This window comes from Streptomyces sp. NPDC002790 (assembly GCF_040295505.1).
In the GTDB taxonomy this organism is placed as follows: domain Bacteria; phylum Actinomycetota; class Actinomycetes; order Streptomycetales; family Streptomycetaceae; genus Streptomyces.
In genome coordinates this window covers 15,420-29,026 of sequence record NZ_JBEOVM010000080.1, presented here as the reverse complement: position 1 = coordinate 29,026, position 13,607 = coordinate 15,420, and the positions used below count along the sequence as shown (strand labels likewise).

The following is a 13,607-nucleotide window of genomic DNA, read 5'->3' as shown; positions in this document are numbered from 1 at the left end:
CCGCAGGGGATCGGCTCAGGCCGCCGCAGGGCGGACCATGGATGGGCCGAATTTGGTGCGGGTGCGGTCGGCGGCAGCCTCCAGGGACCGCGCCCGCTCATCCGCCGAATCGAACAAAAGCTGCCGCGCCGCCCGCTCCGCCGAAACCAACCTCTCGGCCCGCAACGCGAAGGACCGCACACGGGCCCGCTGCAACCCGAGCCGCTCATGAAGCTCGTACGCGAACGAGGTCAACGCCGGGGTATGGGCGGACGCCTCCCGCAGACTGCCCGTACGGGTCGTCACGCTGCGATCCACATAACGCACGGTCAGCGCAAGGGACCCGGCCGCCTGCCCCTCCGCACGCAGCCGCAGCCCGAGCCGGTCGGTGAGCGCGAGCAGCGCGGCCCGCTGCCGGTCGCGGTCCAACTCGTCCTGCGGGAAGTCGTGTTCGACGCGGATCGAGCGAGCCGGGGCCGCCGGGACCACCGTTGTCGGGTCGAGGCCGCGGGCCGCGTCGTGCAGCCGGCGCCCCGCGGCGGCGCCGAGGATCCGTTGCAGGGTGCCGAGCGGCGCGGCGGCGATCCGGCCGATGCTGTCGAGGCCGTACGAGGACAGGGTGCGGGCGGTCGCCGGCCCCACGCCGTACAGCGCGGCGGCCGGTTTGTGCGCGAGGAAGGCGGTGACCGCGTCCAGGTCGGCGGGGAGTTCACGGACCGCCGAGGGCGGCCCGTCGACGGCGACCATGCGGGCCAGCATCGGGTTCGCGGCGACGCCGATGGTCGAGCGGAGCCCGTACAGACCCCCGGTGCGGGCCCGGATCCGCTCGGCCAGGGCGAGCGCGTCCGTGCCGAAGTAGCGCAGGCTGCCCGTGACGTCGACGAGCGCGGCGTCCGGCGGCAGCGCCTGCACGAGGGGCGTGAACTCGGCGAGCAGGGCGAGCAGTCGGAGGTAGAGCTGCTCGTCCACGAGGTCGTGGAAGTGCACGTACAGAACCTGCGGCACCTGGACACCGTCTCCTTTCGTCATCCCGCGCTCCCCGGGCTCTGGTGCCACAACTTGCGGCTCTGCTTGACGGATTCGCCGGGTGGCTGGAGGTCCGCCCAGGGGTGAAGGTCGTAACCGGTCTCCAGGTGGATGCTGCGGCTGTCCGCCGCGGCGGGGGCCGGGGCGTGGGCCTCGGTGAGCCGGTCCGTCACCGCCGACAGGCCCCCCGCGCGGCGCAGTTCGGCGAGTTCGGCGAGGTCCCAGGCGGCGGATCCGGTGACCGAGAGCGCCTTGCCGTTGCCGCCGCCGCGGCGCTGCACGACGCCGCGTACGAGGAGCAGCCAGGAGTGGAAGACGGTGTGCGCGGACGCGTCGTGGCTGTCCTCGAAGAACGCGCAGTCGACCAGGCCCGAGGTGTCGTCGAGCGTCGTGAAGATGACGCGTTTGCCGGAGCGGACCGGTGGTGTCTGTACGGCGCCCTTCGCGCCGGCGACCAGGACCACCTGTCCGTGCGGCAGGTCCTTGAGGCGGTGTGCGGAGGCCACGCCCAGTTCGTCGAGCAAATCCCGGTGGTCGCCCAGGAGATGGCGCGAGGTGTCCATGCCGAGCACGCCGAGCTCGGCGCCGAGCCGTTCCGCGTCGTCGAGGTCGGGCAGCTGGGCGGGGGCCACCTCGGCGGGGGCCTCTCCCGTCTCGCCGAGCGCCAACTGGCCCTGCGCGCCGCCCCGTCCGCTCCGCTGCGACTCGGCGATGTGCAGCATCAGGTCCCGCCGGTTGCGCCCGAAGGCGTCCAACGCGCCGACCTGCGCGAGGCGTTCGGCGACCGGGCGGGACGGGCGGGCGCGGGAGAGGAAGTCCTGGAGCGAGACGTAGGGGCGTCCCGCGACGATCCGCTCCGCCTCGGCGTCGCTCATGCCGCGCACATCACCGAGCGCGAGCCGGACACCGTGCACCAAAGCGGGACCGTCCCCGCCATTCAGATCAGACACCAGTTCGATTCGATAGACCGGGTCCGACGCGTTCACATCGAGCGGCAGCACCGGCACCCCCCACCGCCGCGCGTCCGCGAGCAGCAGCCGCTTCGGGTACATGCCGGGGTCGTGCGTGAGCAACCCCGCGTAGAACGCGGCCGGATGGTGCGCCTTCAGCCACGCCGACTGGTACGAGGGCACGGCGAACGCGACGGCGTGCGCCTTGCAGAACCCGTACGCGCCGAACGCCTCGATGATCTCCCAGGTCCGCTTCACGACCTCCTCCTCGTATCCGCGCCTACGGGCCTGCTGCGCGAACCAGGCGCGCACCCGCCCGAGTTGGTCCGCCTTCGACAGCGTCCGCCGCGTGTAGTCGCCGAAGGCGAGGCTGCACCCGGTCATCACGTGCAGCATCTTGATGATCTGCTCGTGGAAGACGACCACGCCGCACGTCTCCTCCAGCGCGTCCTTCAGATCCCGATGCGGGTACGCGGGCGCCTGCTTGCCGTGCCGCGCCTTGATGAACGGGTCGACCATGTTGGCCGCGACCGGGCCGGGCCGGAACAGCGAGATGTCCACGACCAGGTCGTGGAAGGTCTCGGGCCGCAGCCGCGCGAGCAGATCGCGCTGGCCCGGCGACTCGGTCTGGAAGCAGCCCAAGGTCTGTGAGGACTGGATGAGTTGATACGTCTTCGGGTCGCCCGGCGGCACCTGTTCCGGGTCGTCGAGCTCCACCCGCTCCCCGGTCGACCGTTCGATCTCGGCGACCGAGTGCGCCATCGCGGACTGCATCCGCACCCCGAGGACGTCGAGCTTGAGCAGGCCGAGGTCCTCCACGTCCTCCTTGTCGAACTGGGCCATGGGAAAGCCCTCGGTGCTGGTCGGCACGACCGGCGTGCGCCGCAGCAGGGACGTGTCCGAGAGCAGCACCCCGCACGGGTGCATGGCGATCCCGCGCGGCAGCGCGTCGAGCGCCTCGACCAGGTCCCACAGCTTCGGCGGGTACGCGTCCGGGTCGATGCCGCGCAGCTCAGGGAGTTCCTGGAGCGCGGAGCGTGCGTCGCGGGCGCGGATGTGCGGGAAGGACTTCGCGAGCCGGTCCACATCGGCCGGCTCCATGCCGAGGGCGAGGCCCACGTCCCGTACGGCATGGCGGACCCGGTAGGTCTCCGGCATGGACACGGTGGCCACCCGCTCGGGCCCGAAGCGGTCCAGGATCGCCCGGTAGACGTCCAGGCGGCGGGCGGACTCCACGTCGATGTCGATGTCGGGCAGCTCCATCCGCTGCTCGGACAGGAAGCGCTCCATGAGGAGTCCGTGTTCGACCGGGTCGGCCGTGGCGATGCCGAGCAGATGGTTGACCAGCGAGCCAGCACCGGAACCACGCGCGGCGACCCGTATGCCCAACTCCCGTGTATCGGCGATGACTTGGGCGACGGTGAGGAAGTACGAGGCGTAGCCGAGCCGTTCGATCAGGCCCAACTCGCTCTCCAGACGCTCCCAGTACCGGCGCTTGTAGTCGTAGCGGCGGGCCAGCATCGCGGCGGTGCAGCGCGAGCGCAGCACCCGGTCGGGGGTGCGCCGGGCGGCGCCGACGAGGTCCGGTTCAGGGAAGTGCACGCGGCCGAGCCCCAGGTCGTCCTCGGGGTCGACGCGGCAGGCCTGGGCGGTCTCCTCGGTGACGGCGAGGAGGCGGTGCGCGGTGTTGGCGCCGTATCCGGCGGCCTCGGCGACCTGCTCGGCGACGCGTGCCATGTCGGTGGCCGGCTTGAGCCACCGCTCGCCGCTGTCGAGCGTCCCGCGCGGGTCGATCGGCACCAGGCGGCGCGCGGAGTCGAGGACGTCGGCGACCTGCCCCTGTCCGGCGTCGGCGTAGCGGACGGCGTTGCTGAGTACGGGGAGGATCCCCTGGTCGGCGGCGAAGCCGAGGGCGCGGGCGGCATGGCGCAGTGAGCCGGAGCCGGTGCCGCTCAGGCCGTGGGAGACGACCTCGATGCGCAGCGCCGCGCTGCCGTACCGCTCCCGCCAGGGCGCGAGCAGCCGGGCCGCGCGGTCCGGGCGTCCCGCGGCGAGCGCGCGGCCGACGTCCGAGTCCGGGCCGAGCAGTACGAAGACGGGGCCGCCGGGGCCGTGGTCCACCCCCAGCACGCCCCAGGGCAACAGGGGCCGGCGGCTCCCCCCGGAGCCGATGCCCGCGTCCCGGTGCGCCGCGGTGACGAGCCGGCACAGTTCGGCCCAGCCGTCCGCGCCGCCCCGGGCGAGGAACGTCACGCGCTGCGCCGACTCGTCGACGAACGCGCCACCCCTGGCCGGTGCGCGCCGCCGCTCGGTGCGCTCGGCCACCTCGGCGGGCGCGGCCACGGCGAGGTCCACCCCGAACAGTGGCCGGATACCGGCCCTGCCCGCGGCCTTGGCGAAGCGGACGGCGCCGCCGAGGGTGTCCCGGTCGGTCAGCGCGAGGGCGTCGAGGCCGCGCTCGGCGGCGCGCTCGGCGAGCGCGTCCGGGTGCGAGGCCCCGTACCGCAGGGAGAAGCCCGAGGCGGTGTGCAGATGCGTAAAGCCCCGCATCCGAACCACCTCGTCACTACTCCCCCCTCTATCCGACCTGCCAGACCTGTACGACCTGCCACACCAGCCTCATCAGGGCCGATGCCCTCACCGTAAACCATGTTCGAATACTTGTGCGAGTCGAAACAGCCACCCGGGAACCTGCCCGGAACCCGCCACCCACCCGTTCGGCCCTCCCCGACTGCACGCGCCCGGCCCCCGCCCGACCGTGGGGGACATGAAGTTCGCCGAAGAGTTCAGATCCGCCGTCACGCCCAGAGCCGCGCTCCTCGTCATCGGCGTCCTGGCTCTCCAGCTCCTGTTCATCACCTCGTACGTGGGGGCGCTGCACAATCCGAAGCCGAAGGACGTCGCGTTCGGCGTCGTCGCGCCGCAGCCCGCGGCGGCGAAGCAGCTCGCCCAGCAGCTGGACAAGCTGCCCGGCTCCCCGCTGGACGCGCGGGTGGTGGACGACGCGAAGACGGCCCGCCAGCAGGTCCTGAACCGGGAGATCGACGGCGCCCTGGTGTTCAAGGCCAAGGGCACGCAGGACACCCTCTACGTCGCGTCCGGCGGCGGCACCGTCCTGGCCTCCTCCCTCCAGGGCCTGGCCACCACGATCGACGCCCAGCAGCAGCGCACGGTGCGGACCGTCGACGTGGCACCCGCCTCGCAGCAGGACTTCGACGGGCTCTCGGCCTTCTATCTGGTCGTCGGCTGGTGCGTCGGCGGCTATCTGTGCGCCTCGATCATGGCGATCAGCGCCGGATCCAAACCCGCGAGCCCGCAGCGCTCCGCCATCCGGCTCGGCTCGCTCGCGGTCTTCTCGATCGTGGGCGGCATCGGCGGCTCACTGATCATCGGCGACTCGATCCTGGGCGCGCTGCCAGGAGCCTTCTGGGGCCTGGCCGGACTCGGCGCCCTGATCACCCTCGCGGTCGGCGCGGTCACGCTCGCCCTGGAGGAACTCACCGGCGTCGTCGGCATCGGGCTTGCGGTCCTGCTGATCGTCATCGCGGGCAACCCGAGCGCGGGCGGCGCCTTCCCGCTGCCGATGCTGCCGCCGTTCTGGCAGGCGATCGGCCCCTGGCTGCCGCCGGGCGCGGGCACCTGGGCGGCCCGCTCCATCGCCTACTTCAAGGGCAACGACCTCACCCACTCGCTGCTCGTCCTGTCCGCGTGGGCGGTGGTGGGCATCGTCGTGACGCTGCTGGTGTCGGGCCTGCGCGAGAAGCGGCGGGGCGCGCGGGGCGGGCCGGCCACCGAGCCGGCCCCAGAGCCCACCGCGTGAACTTCCCGCACCGCTCGGGCCCGGCCGCCCAAGCCAGCTCCGTCAAACGAATGGAACCGACGGCCCAGGCACAGCTCGGCCCGCTCGGCCTGACGGCGGGGTTCTGGGGCGTCCCCCAGAAGACACAGCATTGTCGCCACGATGATCGCCACCGGTATCGACGCGGGCATCTTCCCCGAGAAGCTGGCGGCGGGCGACGTGCCCACCGTCGGCTTCTTCATCGGCGGATTCGGCCTGTTCTGGATGGCGAAGGCCCTGATGCTGGAGCCCGTCGAGTCGTGACCTGACACGACCCGACGGGCTCGGCCCGGAGCGCTACGCGATGGTCCCGTAGTACGCCTGCCGCATCAGCCGCTTCATGTCGTCGATCATCGGCATCCGCGGATTGGCGGGCGCGCACTGGTCGGCGTAGGCGTTCATGGCCTGCTGCGGCAGGGCCGCCATGAACTCCCCTTCGTCGACGCCCTCTGCACGGAACGACGCCGGGATGCCGCACCGCTCGCGCAGTTCCTCGACGGCCTTCGCGTACGACTCCACGCCTTCTTCGGGGGTGGCCGCGGGCAGGCCGAGCATCTTCGCGATGTCCTGCAGCCGCTCGGGCGCCCGGTACGTCTCGGCCTTCGGCCACGGCGTCGCCTTGTACGAGACGGTGCCGTTGTGCCGGATGACGTGCGGGAGGAGCAGCGCGTTGGTGCGGCCGTGGGCGACGTGGAAGGTGTTGCCGAGGGTGTGTGCCATAGCGTGGACGAGGCCGAGGAAGGCGTTGGCGAAGGCCATGCCCGCGATGGTGGAGGCGTTGTGCATCTTCTCGCGCGCCTCGGGGGCCCTGGCACCCTCCGTCACGCACGCCTCCAGGTTCTCGAAGATGAGCCTGATGGCCTGGAGGCACTGGCCGTCGGTGAAGTCGTTCGCGTACACGGAGACGTACGCCTCGGTGGCGTGGGTCAGCGCGTCGAAGCCGGAGTCGGCGGTCACGGTGGGCGGCAGGTTCATCGGCAGCATCGGGTCGATGATCGCGACGTTCGGGGTGAGCGCGTAGTCCGCAAGGGGGTACTTCTGGGCGGCGGCCGGGTCGGAGATAACGGCGAAGGGGGTGACCCCGGAGCCGGTGCCGGACGTGGTCGGGATGGCGACGAGCTTCGCCTTCTCGCCCAACTGCGGGAACGTGCAGGCCCGCTTGCGGATGTCGAAGAACTTCTCCTTCGTGTCCGCGAACTCGATCTCGGGGTGCTCGTACATCAGCCACATGATCTTCGCGGCGTCCATCGGCGAACGACCATCCGCGCGGCCAGTTCGAGGCCGTGCTCCGTGTCGTTCGCCTTGAGGGCAGCGAGGATCGGGGAGAGCTTCTCGCGGGTGAGCGGCTCGTCCGGGCCGACCTCGGCGCACTCGGCGACGAGGATCGAGGTGTCCTCGGGGATCTCGAAACCGGCCTGCTCCGCGATCCAGACGGCGGACCTGCCGACGACCGACGCGTTGAGCTCGGCGCCCGAGCAGTCGCCGCCGTGGGCGGTGGCGCCGAAGACGAACTCCTCCAGCTTGGTCTTTTCGGCGGCGGTCACGACATGCGCGCCCAATCGCTCCATCTCGGCGATGCCGTCCTCGTAGATCTCCCGGTCGAGGATCACGGCCTGCTCGGAGGCGCAGATCATGCCGTTGTCGAAGGCCTTGGAGAGCACGATGTCGTGGATGGCGCGGCCCAGCTTGGCGTCCTTGGCGACGTACGCGGGTACGTTGCCCGCGCTGACGCCGAGGGCGGGCCTTCCGCACGAGTAGGCGGCCTTGACCATGGCGTTTCCGCCGGTGGCGAGGATCGTGGAGACGCCCTCGTGGTTCATCAGGAGGCCCGTCGCCGCCATCGACGGCTCCTCGATCCACTGCACGCAGTGCGCGGGGGCGCCGGCCTCGATCGCCGCGTCGCGCACGATGCGCGCGGCTTCGGCGGAGCACTTCTGGGCGCTGGGGTGGAAGGCGAAGACGATGTCGTCGACCTGTTCCTGGTCGTACGTCTCGAACCTCGCGAGCGCCTCGCGCGCTCCAGCGACCAGTTCGTCGACCGTCCCCTGAACTGTCCCCTCGGCATCCACGGCAGGCTCCTTTTTCACGCCTTTCTCGCTGATGCCTCAATTCCACACCTTTGGGCTCCGCTGATGGGGCGGGGAACGTCCTCGGCCCGTGGGACCAAGGTCCCGCGCCACCATGCAAAAGCCCCGCCCCCGGTCTCCCGGGGGGCGGGGCCCAATGCGTCAGTCGGTCAGCCGATTTCCGTGCCTGTGGCGGAGAGCGCCTCCGTCACCGGCTGGAAGAAGGTCTCGCCGCCGGACGTGCAGTCGCCGCTGCCGCCGGAGGTGAGGCCGATCGCCGAGTCGCCGGAGAAGAGCGAGCCGCCGCTGTCACCGGGCTCGGCGCAGACGTCGGTCTGGATGAGGCCGTTGACGATGTCGCCGTTGCCGTAGTTCACGGTGGCGTCGAGGCCCTTCACCGTGCCGTCGTGCACCTGCGTGGTGGAGCCGGAGCGGGTGACCTGCATGCCGACGGTCGCTTCGGCCGCCTTCGTGATCTCCTGCGCGGACCCGTCGTAGAGGTTGACCTCGCTGGGGTGGTCGACGCCGGACGCGTACTTCACGAGCCCGAAGTCGTTGTCCGGGAACTGGGAGTCGGCGTTCGTGCCGATCTCCTGGCCGCTGGAGTCGGTCCAGGTCGAGATCGACTCGGTGCAGTGGCCGGCCGTGAGGAAGAACGGCTCACCGCCCTTGGTCACGTTGAAGCCGAGGGAACAGCGGCCGCCGCCCCCGGTGATGGCGTCGCCGCCCGAGACGAACGGCTTGAACTCGCCCTGGCTGCGCTTGAGTTCGGCCTTTCCGCCGAGCTTCTCGACGACTCCGGTGAGCTGGTTCCAGGCAGATCCCTTGACCGTACGGTCGGCGGTGACGACGACCTTGTTGGTGGCGGGGTTCACCGCCCAGGACGTGCCCGGGATGGTCGCGTCCTGCTTCAGGGTCGTCCGTGCGCCCTTCAGGTCGGCCAGGGAGTTCTGGACGACTCTGGCCTTCGCGCCGGCGGCCTCGGCCGTCTTCGCGGCGTCCTCGTCAAGGACGTTGACGACGAGCTGCTTGGCCTTGGCGTCGTAGTAGCTGCCCGCCGAGTCCGCGCCCAGGTCCTTCGTCAGGGACGAGGCGAGAGTTCCGGCCTTGGTGATCGACAGCTGCTGCGCGGCCACGTCCGGTACGTCGGTGCTGGCGTTCGCGGTCTGGAGGGTGATGCCCGCGGCGGCCAGGGCGAAGATTCCCGCTCCAACCACTGCGACACGTCGCTTGGGTATGCGTCGGTGCTTCAACTCTCGTCCTCCTGTGGGGGGTTGGGATGCCGGTTCGAGTGGGGTCGGACCGGATCCGTGAGGCTGACTGGCCCACTATCCCGACCGTCACAGCGAACACACAAGGTCGACTTCCGGACGCGCGTTCGTCAACCGTCGTACGCCCTCTACCCCTTGAGTGCGCCCCCGCGCCCCACGTGGACCCCCACCGCACACACACCGTGCATCCTTGGATGGGCGGAGGGTGAGGTCTAGTCCTGTCCGGATTTCGCCCCTGCTTGGCCGCCATTCACCGTGGGTTCGGGGGGACTCGCCGCATCCCTCTCCTCGGACGCGGACTCGGGCGCCGACGCCTCGGTCAGCCCCGGAAGCGCCCCATCGGCGAGTTGTGTGACGGCTGCCCGCGCCGCGTGCTCCGCGTCCCCGGGCGTGGCCCGCTCCAGGAAGCGCAGCAGTTCGACCGGGAAGGGCAGCACCAACGTCGAGTTCTTCTCGGCCGCGACCGCCACCACCGTCTGCAACAGCCGGAGTTGGAGGGCGGCCGGCTGATCGGACATCACCTCGGCGGCCTCGGCGAGCTTCTTCGAGGCCTGCAACTCGGCGTCGGCGTTGATGACTCGGGCCCTGCGCTCACGGTCGGCCTCGGCCTGCCGTGCCATCGAGCGCTTCATGGTCTCCGGCAGCGACACGTCCTTTATCTCGACCCGGTCGATCTGCACGCCCCAGCCCACTGCCGGGCTGTCGATCATCAACTCCAGCCCCTGGTTGAGCTGTTCGCGGTTCGACAGCAGATCGTCCAGGTCGCTCTTGCCGATGATGGACCGCAGCGAGGTCTGCGCCATCTGCGAGACGGCGAACCGGTAGTCCTCGACCTGCACCACGGCCTCCGCCGCGTCGACGACCTTGAAGTAGATGACGGCGTCCACCCGCACCGTGACGTTGTCCCGCGTGATGCCGTCCTGCGCGGGCACCGGCATCGTCACGATCTGCATGTTGACCTTACGGAGCCGGTCCACGAACGGCACGACCATCGTGAACCCCGGCCCGCGCACGGACCTGGTGAGCCGGCCGAGCCGGAACACCACCCCGCGCTCGTACTGCTTGACGACCCGCGCCGCGGACATCACATAGACCCCGCCGGCACATACGACGGCCACTCCCGCCGTCACCAGTTCCTCGACCATCTCACGGTCCCCCAGGGTCCGAAGTGGGCGCAAAAGGCGTGTACTTCGACGGTAGCCCCGTAAGGGGCACATAGGGAGAGCCCCCGCCCGGCCGAAATGGCCGGACGGGGGCTCCCTTTGCTGGCTGCGACTGCGGAACGTACGACAGGGTGCAGCGGTCGGATCAGTAGACGCTCACGCCGTACGCGCTGAGTGCCTCGGTAACCGGTTGGAAGAACGTGGTGCCGCCGGAGGAGCAGTTGCCGCTGCCGCCGGAGGTCAGGCCGTAGGCCTTGGTGCCGCCGTAGAGCGGGCCTCCGGAGTCACCGGGCTCGGCGCAGACCGTGGTCTGGATGAGGCCGGAGACGATGTCGCCGCCGCCGTAGTTCACGGTGGCGTTGAGGGCGGTCACCTTGCCGCTGTGGATGCCGGTGGTGGAGCCGCGCCGGGTGACGGTCGTCCCCACGGAGGGGGTCGCCGCACTCGTGATGTCCTGGCTGCCGACGGTGCCGGCATGCGCGACACCGCTCGCGTACTTGACGATGCCGTAGTCGTTGCCGGGGAAGCTGGATCCGGTGGTGCTGCCCACGGTCGAGGTGTGCGCGGAGTTGGACCACCAGGTCCCGGCGCCGTCGGTGCAGTGACCGGCGGTCAGGAAGTAGTAGGTCCCGGCGCTGTTGCGGACGTTGAAGCCGAGTGAGCAGCGCCAGCTGCTCGCGTAGATGGCGTCGCCGCCGGATATCAGCTTCTTGAAGGTGCCCGCCGTGCGCTCGACCTTGAGGGCGCCCGCGGTGTCGCCGGCCGCCTTCTCGATCTTGTTGATCTCGGCCTGCGAGACCGTGCTGTCGACGGTGACGACGACCTGTTTGGTCTTGGAGTCGACGGCCCAGGCGGTGCCTGCGACATCGGCGGACCGGACGGCGTCCCGGGTCTGGGTGAGTTCGGAGGCGCTGAACGTCTGCGACGCGTCGGACGCGTTCGCGGAGGGAATCGCGAAGGCTGCCACGGCGAGCAGACCGGAACCGACGGCGATCAGCCGGGTCGATCTGGTTCTGCCACTGCGGGGGGTGCTGCGCTTGATCCTCACTGCTCGTTCCTCCCATAGGGAACTTGGGGGCCCTCGTGGGGATGGGGCCCGTGAGGCGCAGTCAGGAACCGACGGTTGTCCGGATTCCGGACCCGCCGTGCCCCTGACAATCGCTGACGGGAGTATTCGCCGGTCGAACAGCCCCGCACAAGAGTGCCTTTCGGACTTCCCTCAATTCTTCGCAACCGCTGCCGACCTGTACGGGGCCGGTGTCTCAGACCCCGCAGTCACAGCACGAGCAGCAATCACAGCAGTCGCAGCAGTCGGGTCCGTCGCAGTTGCGGCAGCAGCCCTCGCGCTTCTTCCGCGACCAGGCCCCCTCGTACTCCTCGGCACAGCACACCTTGCAGGTGCAGCACAGCCCGATCGCGACGGCGCACCCGGCGAACAGCCCCCGCTTCCCGGGCTTCGGCGACTTCCCGAACGGGTCGCCGCCGGAGCCGCCGGGCCCACCCGGACCGCCGGAGCCACCGCCGCCGTACGGATTGTGGGACCCGTACGGCCCCGAACTCCCGGGCCCGTACGGCGTGTGCGGCGCGGATTCGTCGCCGTGCTGCGGCGTCGACGCCGCCCCGGAGTGCGCGTGGGCGGTGGCGCAGCCCCCGGTCCCGAACGCCCGGTCCACGGAGCGCCCCAGCTCGTGCGCGAGCAGCAGGTGGGCCAGCTTGCCGTCCACGAAGTCGACGTCGCGGAGCGCGAGCCGGATGCCGCGCAGGGCGTCGTCGGCGAGCCGCCGCGCCTCGGTGGCCGAAGTGCCGGTGGCGGTGAGCGGGTTCCACGCGCCGGCCGCGGCATCGGCGTCCCGGTCCTCGACGGCGTCCAGCAGGTGCGCGAGCCGCCCGAACAGCCGGCCCACCTCGGCGAGCGGCTCGGCGTTCCCCGGCCGCCCGGCGAGCGTCGCGGTGTGCGCGAAGGCGGCGGCGGTCGCGGTCTCGGTCGGCTCGGTCACGGCGAGAACAGGGGTGCCGGGCCCCGCGAGCGCCTCGACGCCGGCCTGCCGCTCGACGGCCTCGGCCAGGACCGCCGTGTCGAACCCGACGTCAGATCCTGTGCGGGCCCCGGCCCTTGCCCAGCCAGCGGCGACCTTCCGCGCGGCGGCGGCCACGGGCCCGCGCGCGAACAGCCCGTCCCGGTCGTCGACATGGTCGCGCACCTTCGCCGAGGCGAGGGCCAGGGAGACGGCCGCGGCGAGCCGCGCGCCCTCGCCCTGTGCGACGGAAGCGCCGCGCATGCCCCGCAGCGGGCAGGGTCCGGCCTGCCGCCGCCACGCACCGGCCGCGCCCACCCGCTCGCTCTGAGCCTCCGTCAGAACCGAGACGAGCAGACCGTCGTAGTTGGTGACGACACGCGCGAACTGCCCGTGGTCTGCGCGCAGCGCCAGACAGAGCCCGCAGAGGTGGGCCATCCACTGGGTTCTGAGGCTCTCACCGAGCCGATGAGAGCAGGGCCGGACCATGCCGAACAAGAAGACTCCCCCGTACACCGAGTGACGGCCCGTCAACCCGGGCGCGCGACGACGGCATCGTATCGAGCCCTTGCGCGGCACCTTCGTTCACCCGTACGCACCGAAGGTCACCCATACGCCGTGAAGAATCATATTTCACTCACCATCAGCAGCCGTATCCCGTACAACCCTTGGGAACTGGGGGACAACGTCACGCAGACTGTGCACCAGTACCGTCACGAAACCCCCGCGCGGCGACTATCCCCTTGGCGTCGCATCTGCATCATGGACGAACATTGGGGATGCACGACATGCGGAGTGCGGAACGCAGAGGAACCGCTTGAGAGGAGGCGTCCATGGGATCGGTGCGCAAGGCGAGTGCCTGGCTTGGCCTCGTCGACGACAACGATGAAGAGCGTTACTACGACGACGACTACGACGAGGGGCCCGAGCCCGCCGCCGCCGGCGACGCGGCCTGGGTCACGGACCCGCGCGTGAAGGTCGCCTCCGAGGAGGCCCAGGAGAAGGGCCGCCGGATCGGCACGGTGACCCCCGACAGCTTCCGGGACGCGCGCAGGATCGGCGAGATGTTCCGGGACGGGGTTCCGGTCATCATCAACCTCACGTCGATGGAGGCGACCGACGCCAAGCGCGTGGTGGACTTCGCGGCGGGCCTGATCTTCGGGCTCCGGGGTTCGATCGACCGGGTCGCCACGCGGGTGTTCCTGCTGAGTCCCGCGGATACGCAGATCGTCTCGGGCCGTGACGCCAAGGAACCGACGGACGGTTTCTTCAATCAGAGCTGAGCGGTTCGGGGGCCTC

9 protein-coding genes and 1 pseudogene are annotated in these 13,607 nt (G+C 70.8%); 3 read left to right on the top strand and 7 right to left on the bottom strand.

Annotated features, from left to right (window positions below; genetic code table 11):
• Positions 1 to 15: 15 nt before the first annotated feature.
• Both ABT004_RS27040 and ABT004_RS27035 read right to left on the bottom strand, forming a co-directional pair.
• Positions 16 to 1,008 (bottom strand): DNA polymerase Y family protein, encoded by a 993-nt coding sequence (locus ABT004_RS27040; protein ID WP_351341866.1) that lies wholly within the window; start codon positions 1,006 to 1,008, stop codon positions 16 to 18.
• The gene (locus ABT004_RS27035) at positions 1,005 to 4,505 is read right to left on the bottom strand and encodes a DNA polymerase III subunit alpha (protein ID WP_351341864.1); all 3,501 of its coding nucleotides are present in this window, start codon (positions 4,503 to 4,505) and stop codon (positions 1,005 to 1,007) included. The genes ABT004_RS27040 and ABT004_RS27035 overlap by 4 nt, the downstream gene beginning before the upstream one ends.
• A gap of 217 nt (positions 4,506 to 4,722) precedes the next feature.
• Here ABT004_RS27035 and ABT004_RS27030 point away from each other — a divergent pair, with 217 nt between their 5' ends.
• Positions 4,723 to 5,775, top strand: a complete 1,053-nt coding sequence (locus tag ABT004_RS27030; protein ID WP_351341862.1) for an ABC transporter permease — start codon at positions 4,723 to 4,725, stop codon at positions 5,773 to 5,775.
• Between the two features lie 141 nt (positions 5,776 to 5,916).
• Positions 5,917 to 6,057 (top strand): hypothetical protein, encoded by a 141-nt coding sequence (locus ABT004_RS27025; RefSeq protein WP_351341861.1) that lies wholly within the window; start codon positions 5,917 to 5,919, stop codon positions 6,055 to 6,057.
• Between the two features lie 33 nt (positions 6,058 to 6,090).
• On the opposite strand, the pseudogene ABT004_RS27020 reads toward ABT004_RS27025, so the two are convergent.
• From ABT004_RS27020 to ABT004_RS27000, 5 genes and pseudogenes are all read right to left on the bottom strand, one after another.
• Positions 6,091 to 7,862 (bottom strand): annotated as a pseudogene (locus ABT004_RS27020) (iron-containing alcohol dehydrogenase).
• 167 nt (positions 7,863 to 8,029) lie between these two features.
• Positions 8,030 to 9,112, bottom strand: a complete 1,083-nt coding sequence (locus tag ABT004_RS27015; protein WP_351341859.1) for a S1 family peptidase — start codon at positions 9,110 to 9,112, stop codon at positions 8,030 to 8,032.
• Positions 9,113 to 9,342: 230 nt separating this feature from the next.
• Positions 9,343 to 10,275 (bottom strand): slipin family protein, encoded by a 933-nt coding sequence (locus tag ABT004_RS27010; protein ID WP_351341857.1) that lies wholly within the window; start codon positions 10,273 to 10,275, stop codon positions 9,343 to 9,345.
• Positions 10,276 to 10,438: 163 nt separating this feature from the next.
• On the bottom strand, positions 10,439 to 11,341 hold the full coding sequence (locus ABT004_RS27005) for a S1 family peptidase (protein ID WP_351341855.1): 903 nt from the start codon (positions 11,339 to 11,341) through the stop codon (positions 10,439 to 10,441).
• A gap of 214 nt (positions 11,342 to 11,555) precedes the next feature.
• Positions 11,556 to 12,806 (bottom strand): DUF5685 family protein, encoded by a 1,251-nt coding sequence (locus tag ABT004_RS27000; protein ID WP_351341853.1) that lies wholly within the window; start codon positions 12,804 to 12,806, stop codon positions 11,556 to 11,558.
• A gap of 335 nt (positions 12,807 to 13,141) precedes the next feature.
• Here ABT004_RS27000 and ABT004_RS26995 point away from each other — a divergent pair, with 335 nt between their 5' ends.
• Positions 13,142 to 13,591, top strand: coding sequence for a cell division protein SepF (locus ABT004_RS26995; protein WP_351341851.1), 450 nt, complete (start codon positions 13,142 to 13,144; stop codon positions 13,589 to 13,591).
• Positions 13,592 to 13,607: the final 16 nt, after the last annotated feature.

Coding starts and splice junctions, on each gene's coding strand:
- ABT004_RS27035 (WP_351341864.1), bottom strand. CDS start 4,505: ATGCGGGGCTTTACGCATCTGCACACCGCCTCGGGCTTCTCCCTGCGG.
- ABT004_RS27040 (WP_351341866.1), bottom strand. CDS start 1,008: ATGACGAAAGGAGACGGTGTCCAGGTGCCGCAGGTTCTGTACGTGCAC.
- ABT004_RS26995 (WP_351341851.1), top strand. CDS start 13,142: ATGGGATCGGTGCGCAAGGCGAGTGCCTGGCTTGGCCTCGTCGACGAC.
- ABT004_RS27025 (WP_351341861.1), top strand. CDS start 5,917: ATGATCGCCACCGGTATCGACGCGGGCATCTTCCCCGAGAAGCTGGCG.
- ABT004_RS27010 (WP_351341857.1), bottom strand. CDS start 10,275: ATGGTCGAGGAACTGGTGACGGCGGGAGTGGCCGTCGTATGTGCCGGC.
- ABT004_RS27030 (WP_351341862.1), top strand. CDS start 4,723: ATGAAGTTCGCCGAAGAGTTCAGATCCGCCGTCACGCCCAGAGCCGCG.